This window comes from Pseudonocardia sp. SID8383 (assembly GCF_009864975.1).
Lineage (GTDB): Bacteria > Actinomycetota > Actinomycetes > Mycobacteriales > Pseudonocardiaceae > Pseudonocardia > Pseudonocardia alni.
On record NZ_WWFY01001244.1, the window covers coordinates 1 to 6,149 of the forward strand.

The following is a 6,149-nucleotide window of genomic DNA, read 5'->3' on the forward strand; positions in this document are numbered from 1 at the left end:
GAGCCGGACCGGCGGTCGCGCCGGGCGTTCGGGCGCAACATGCTCGACCCGGCGCGGCGCCCCGCGTCGGTGCGGGCCGGCCGCGCGCAGGCGGCGATCGTCGCCGCCGAGGTCGCACGGGTCTGGGGCTGAGCTCGGCCTGTATTCCCGCCGGAGACCGATCCCACGGGGTCGCATGAGCGCGCAACGGCCCGGGTAGCCGAGGGCCATGACTGTTCCCACGATCAAGCTGAACGACGGCCGCGAGATCCCCCAGCTCGGCTTCGGCGTCTTCCAGATCGAGCCCGGTGACACCGCGGAGAAGGTCAGGGCGGCCCTCGATGTCGGTTACCGCCACATCGACACCGCGCAGATGTACGGCAACGAGGAGGGCGTCGGCAAGGCCATCGCCGACTCCGGCATCCCGCGCGACGAGCTGTGGATCACCACCAAGCTCAACAACGACGGGCACGGCCGGGAGTCGGCGGTGAGCAAGCTCGACGAGAGCCTCACCAAGCTGGGCCTCGACCACGTGGACCTGTACCTGATCCACTGGCCGCGGCCGAAGGAGAACCGCTACGTCGAGACCTGGCAGGGCCTCGAGGACGCGCAGAAGGCGGGCAAGGCGCTGTCGATCGGCGTGTCGAACTTCCAGCCCGGCCACCTCGACCGGCTGGCGGCGGAGACCTCCACGGTCCCCGCGATCAACCAGATCGAGTTCCACCCGCACCTGGTGCAGCGCGAGCTCCGCGAGTACCTCCAGCAGCACGACATCGCGCTGGAGGCGTGGAGCCCGATCGGCCAGGGCAAGGGCCTGCTCGACGCGCCCGAGTTGAAGGAGATCGCCGAGCGGGTCGGAAAGTCCGCCGCGCAGGTCGTGCTCCGCTGGCACATCCAGCTCGGGAACATCGTGTTCCCCAAGTCGAACAACCCGGAGCGGATCAAGGAGAACTCCGAGATCTTCGACTTCGCCCTGAGCGAGGACGACATCGCCGCCGTCGAGAAGCTCCACACCGGCGAGCGCATCGGCCCGGACCCCGACGACTTCGGCTGATCCGCATCCCGCGCGCCACGGCCCGGCACCCCTTTCCGTGAGGGGCGCCGGGCCGTCGTCGTCGGTGGGAGTGACGGGTGTCACCGTGCGGCATGTGCGGAGGGCACAGCGCCACGGATCACCCGACAGGGGACGCGGACGGGCCGGCGCGGTGGACGTCCGCGCGTGCGTCCGTACGGTGGGGACGATGTTGGCGATCACCGAGAACGCCGCCGAGGCGATCAAGACCCTGAGCACCGACGCGGAGCTGCCCGACGACGGCGGCCTGCGCATCTCCGCGACCGACCCGGCGCAGGGCCTCGAACTGGCCCTCGCGCAGGAGGCCGACGCGCAGGACACCGTGCTGCGCGGGGAGGGCATCACCGTCTTCCTCGAGCCGGCCGCGGCGGAGCTCCTGGACGACAAGGTCCTCGACGTCCAGCCCGTGGCGACCGAGCAGGGCGAGCAGGAGCTGCGCTTCGCGATCGTCGAGCAGCCCGAGGCCCCGGACACCGTCCAGGCCTGACCCACCCGACGCACTGCGTGGCCCCGCCGGACACCCGGTGGGGCCACGGCCGTCTCAGAGCTCGGTGACGGTCCCGTCGCGGACGTCCCAGCGGCGGGTGGCGCGCACCGTGTCGAGCATCCGCCGGTCGTGGGTCACCAGCAGGACGGTCCCGTCGAAGTCCTCGACCGCCTGCTCCAGCTGCTCGATGGCGGGCAGGTCGAGGTGGTTGGTCGGCTCGTCGAGCACCAGCAGGTTCACCCCGCGCGCCTGCAGCAGCGCCAGCGCGGCGCGGGTCCGCTCGCCCGGCGAGAGCGACGACGCCGTCCGCAGCACCTGGTCCGCGCCGAGGGAGAACTTCGCGAGCAGCGTCCGCACCTCGGACTCGGGCCAGTCCGGCACCTGCTCGCCGAACGCGCGCAACAGCGTCGCGTCCCCGAGGAAGGCGCCGCGGGCCTGGTCGATCTCGCCGACCAGGACCCCCGACCCGAGCCCCGCCGAGCCCGAGTCCGGGGCGATCCGGCCGAGCAGCAGCCCGAGCAGCGTCGACTTGCCCGCCCCGTTCGCGCCGGTGACGACGACCCGGTCCGCCCAGCCCACCTGCACCGTGGCCGGGCCGAACGCGAAGTCCCCGCGCCGCACGGCGGCGGCGTCGGCCCGCGCGACGACCGACCCGGACCGGGGTGCGGAGGCGATCTCCATCCGCAGCTCCCACTCCTTGCGGGGCTCCTCCACGACCTCCAGCCGCTCGATCGCCCGCTCGGTCTGCCGGGCCTTCGCGGCCTGCTTCTCGCTGGACTCCTGGCGCTGCGCGCGGACGTTCTTGTCCGGGTCCTTCGTCTTGCGCCGGGCGTTGCGCACGCCCTGGGCCATCCAGTTGCGCTGCATGACGGCGCGCTGCTTGAGGCCACCCAGCTTGTCGGCGTACTCCTCGTAGTCCTCGCGGGCGTGCCGGCGGGCGACCTCGCGCTCGGCGAGGTAGGACTCGTAGCCGCCGTCGTATACGTCGATCCGCTGCTGGACCAGGTCCAGCTCGACGATCCGGTTCACCGTGCGTGCGAGGAACTCCCGGTCGTGGCTGACCAGCACCGTCGGCGTGCCCTGCCGGGCGAGGCCGCCCACGAACCGCTCCAGCCGCTCCAGGCCGTCGAGGTCGAGGTCGTTGGTGGGCTCGTCGAGCAGCAGCAGGTCGTAGCGGGACAGCAGCAGCGCCGCGAGGTTGGCCCGGGCTGCCTGCCCGCCGGACAGCCCGGTCATCGGGGCGTCCGGGCCGACCGCCAGCCCGACCTCGCGCAGCACCTCGCCGGAGCGCTCGTCGAGGTCGGCGCCGCCGAGGGCCAGCCAGCGGTCGAGCGCGGCGGCGTAGCGGTCGTCAGCGCCCGGGGTGCCCGACGCGAGCCCCTCCGCCTCGGCGTCCATCGTCGCCTGCGCGTCGGCGACGCCGGTCCGGCGCGCCAGGAACCCGGCGACCGTCTCCCCGGGACGCCGGTCGGGCTCCTGCGGCAGGTGCCCGACGGTCGCGTCGGGCGGGGCGAGGGTCAGCGACCCGTCGTCCGGGGGCCGCGAGCCGGCCAGCACCGTCAGCAGGGTGGACTTGCCGGCGCCGTTGGCACCGACCAGCCCGATGACGTCGCCGGGCGCGACGACGAGGTCCAGCCCGGAGAACAGGGGTCGGTCGCCGTGGCCGGCGGCCAGGCCCGTCACGTGAAGGGTCGCGCTCATCTCGAGCGCAGACGCTACCCCTACAGGTTCGCCCCGAAGAGCCGGTGCAGGGCGTCCCAGTGCCGCTGCTCGGCGTCGTCGTCGTGGGTGGGGGCGTCCGGCACCGCGAAACCGTGCGCCGCCGGGTAGGTCTCCAGGGTCGCCGACACCCCGGCCGCGGACAGCGCGTCGCCGAGGCGCTGCTTCTGCTCGTCGGGGAAGGAGTCGTCGTCGGTGGCACCGGCCACGTACACCTCGGCCCGGATGCGGTCGGCGAGCCGGTGCACGCTGGCCGGGTCGTCGGTGGCGAGGTTGCCCCCGTGGAACGACGCCGCGGCCGCGACCCGCTCCGGCTGCGTCGCGGCGGTGCGCAGGCTCATCACCCCGCCCATGCAGTAGCCGGTGGTGCCGACCGTGCTGCCGCCGACCTCGGGCCGTTCCAGCAGTGCGGTCACCCACGCCTCGGCGTCGACGGCGACGAACTCGGGCGTCAGCGAGCCCACCATCCCCATCAGCCGGGCCCGCTCGGGCCGGTCGGAGAACACGGTGGCGAAGTCGAACGGGGACCAGTCGCCGTGCCGGTGGTAGACGTCGGGCAGCAGCACCGCGTAGCCGAGCGACGCCAGGTGCGCGGCCATGTCGTGGATGGCCGTCCGGACACCGCCGGCGTCGGGGTAGAGGAGCACACCCGGCCACGGGCCGTCGCCGTCCGGGGTGTGCAGGGTGGCGGCGGCGTCGCCGTCGGGGGTGCTGATCGTGAAGTCGGTGCGCGGCACGGGTCCGGCCTCCCGGGGGTGATCGACGGGTCGCACCCGTTCTACGCCCCCGGGAGGCGTTCCGCCGGACCGCCGGCGCGGTTCGGGTGGTACGTACCGGATCAGGTCCTGGTCAGCGCGCCGTCGTCGTCGAGGCGCCGGGTGCGGGTCTCCGAGTAGCTCGCCACGGCGATGATCGTGACCACCGACGCGACCGCGATGTACACCGCGATCGAGTAGCCGGTACCCGTCGCGACCAGCAGCGACGCCGCGATCAGCGGGGCCAGGCCGCCCGCGAACACCGACGCCAGCTGGTAGCCGATCGAGATGCCCGAGTAGCGCACCCTGGTACCGAACAGCTCGGACAGGAACGCCGCCTGCGGGCCGTACATCGCGCCGTGCAGCACCAGCCCGACCGTCACCGCGACGGCGGTGAGGGCGAAGCTCTGCGTGTCCACCAGGAGGAAGAACACGAACGCCCAGATGCCGACGCCGGCGGCGCCGAACAGGTAGACCGGCTTGCGGCCGACCCGGTCGGAGACCGCACCCCACATCGGGGTGGTCACCAGGTGCACCGCGGCACCGATCAGCACCGCGCCCAGCACGAACGACGACGGCAGCCCGAACTGCTCCTTCACGTACGTCGAGATGACGATCGTGAAGATGTAGTACGAGACGTTCTCCGCGAACCGGGCGCCCATCGCGGTGAGGACCTCGCGTGGGTAGAGCCGCAGGACGTCCAGGATCGGCATGGTGTCCTTCTCGCCGGCCGCGGCCCGCGCGGCGGCCCTGGCCTGCGCCTCCCGGAAGACCGGCGACTCCTCGACGGCGAGGCGGACGTAGAGGCCGATCAGGACCAGCACCGCGGACAGCAGGAACGGGATCCGCCAGCCCCAGGCCAGGAACGCCTCCTCGGACTGCACCAGCGCCATGATCGCGAGCAGGCCGTTGGCCAGCAGCTGCCCGGCCGGGGCACCGGCCTGCGGCCAGCTCGCCCAGAACCCACGGTGCTCGGGCTTCCCGTGCTCGGACACGATGAGGACCGCGCCGCCCCACTCACCGCCCAGCGCGAAGCCCTGGACCAGCCGCAGCACGACGAGCAGCAGCGGCGCGGCGATCCCGATCGTGGCGTAGGCCGGCAGCAGGCCGATCGCGAACGTCGAGGCGCCCATCATCATCAGCGACAGGACCAGCAGCTTCTTGCGGCCGATCTTGTCGCCGTAGTGGCCGAAGACCAGGCCGCCCACCGGGCGCGCGATGAACCCGACCGCGAACGTGCCGAGCGAGAGCAGGGTCCCGGTCGCGCCGTCGGACTCGGGGAAGAACACCGCCGGGAACACCAGGGCGGCGGCGACGCCGTAGAGGAAGTAGTCGTACCACTCGACGGTCGTGCCCAGCATGCTCCCCGCGACGACCTTCGCGATCGGCGTGCGCGGCTGGTCGGACGCCGGTGGCGTCGGTGATCCCGGCGCGGTGGCGCCGGCGTGCGTGTCGGACACGGTCCCTCCCCGTCGACGGACATCTGCGGTGGCGTCACGGTAGGGCCGTGGTGCGCCGTTTTCACCGGTTCCGGCCACATCGGTACCCCGACCGTGACGTGCCCCGGCCACACCCGGTCGCGACTGCGCGGCAGACTGGGCCACATGGCGGACCTGCTGCCCCTGCCGGAGGACTTCGACCGGGCGGGGATCGCGGGCAGTACGCCGGTACCGTCGTCGTGAGGGGTGATGGGGTGAACGGCTCGACCGCGCAGGCGCGCGTACTCGTCGACGAGCTGGCGCGGGCCGGTGTCACCGACGCGGTCCTGTGCCCCGGCTCCCGCAACGCGCCACCCGCGTTCGCGCTGGCCCGGGCCGACGAGCGGGGCACGGTCCGGCTGCACGTGCGCATCGACGAACGTGCCGCGGGCTTCCTCGCGCTCGGCCTGTCGCTGGCGTCGGGGCGCCCGGTCCCGGTCGTCGTCACGTCCGGGACGGCCGCGGCGAACCTGCACCCCGCGGTGCTGGAGGCGTCGCACTCGGGGGTCCCGCTGCTGGTCCTGACCGCGGACCGGCCGCCGGAGCTGGTCGGCACCGGCGCCAGCCAGACCGTCGACCAGGCCGGTCTGTACGGCGGCGCCGTGCGCTGGGCGGGCGCGCTGCCGGTGCCCGTGGGCACCACCGAGCCGGAGGCGCGG

6 protein-coding genes are annotated in these 6,149 nt (G+C 73.4%); 3 read left to right on the forward strand and 3 right to left on the reverse strand.

The window, feature by feature from the left end; translation table 11 throughout:
- Positions 1–208 precede the first annotated feature (208 nt).
- Both GTW08_RS30590 and GTW08_RS30595 read left to right on the forward strand, forming a co-directional pair.
- Positions 209–1,033 (forward strand): aldo/keto reductase, encoded by an 825-nt coding sequence (locus tag GTW08_RS30590; protein WP_073576549.1) that lies wholly within the window; start codon positions 209–211, stop codon positions 1,031–1,033.
- A gap of 187 nt (positions 1,034–1,220) precedes the next feature.
- Positions 1,221–1,538 carry an adhesin gene (locus tag GTW08_RS30595; protein ID WP_073576881.1) on the forward strand — a complete coding sequence of 106 codons (318 nt, stop codon included), beginning with the start codon at positions 1,221–1,223 and terminating at the stop codon, positions 1,536–1,538.
- A gap of 54 nt (positions 1,539–1,592) precedes the next feature.
- Here GTW08_RS30595 and GTW08_RS30600 read toward each other — a convergent pair whose 3' ends face one another.
- The 3 genes from GTW08_RS30600 to GTW08_RS30610 all read right to left on the reverse strand — a co-directional run bounded on the left by GTW08_RS30600 (position 1,593) and on the right by GTW08_RS30610 (position 5,373).
- Complete coding sequence (locus tag GTW08_RS30600; RefSeq protein WP_062398000.1) at positions 1,593–3,239, reverse strand: ABC-F family ATP-binding cassette domain-containing protein; 1,647 nt, start codon at positions 3,237–3,239, stop codon at positions 1,593–1,595.
- Between the two features lie 20 nt (positions 3,240–3,259).
- Positions 3,260–3,994, reverse strand: a complete 735-nt coding sequence (locus tag GTW08_RS30605; RefSeq protein ID WP_073576548.1) for a dienelactone hydrolase family protein — start codon at positions 3,992–3,994, stop codon at positions 3,260–3,262.
- A gap of 101 nt (positions 3,995–4,095) precedes the next feature.
- Positions 4,096–5,373 (reverse strand): MFS transporter, encoded by a 1,278-nt coding sequence (locus tag GTW08_RS30610; protein ID WP_167379090.1) that lies wholly within the window; start codon positions 5,371–5,373, stop codon positions 4,096–4,098.
- A gap of 332 nt (positions 5,374–5,705) precedes the next feature.
- Between GTW08_RS30610 and GTW08_RS32370 the strand changes: the two genes are divergently transcribed.
- On the forward strand, positions 5,706–6,149 hold a 444-nt coding region (locus GTW08_RS32370), incomplete at its 3' end, for a thiamine pyrophosphate-binding protein (RefSeq protein WP_346009998.1).

Excerpts from the sequence above, each read along its gene's own strand:
- GTW08_RS30590 (WP_073576549.1), top strand. The coding sequence starts at position 209 with ATGACTGTTCCCACGATCAAGCTGAACGACGGCCGCGAGATCCCCCAG.
- GTW08_RS30595 (WP_073576881.1), top strand. The coding sequence starts at position 1,221 with ATGTTGGCGATCACCGAGAACGCCGCCGAGGCGATCAAGACCCTGAGC.
- GTW08_RS30600 (WP_062398000.1), bottom strand. The coding sequence starts at position 3,239 with ATGAGCGCGACCCTTCACGTGACGGGCCTGGCCGCCGGCCACGGCGAC.
- GTW08_RS30610 (WP_167379090.1), bottom strand. The coding sequence starts at position 5,373 with ATGCTGGGCACGACCGTCGAGTGGTACGACTACTTCCTCTACGGCGTC.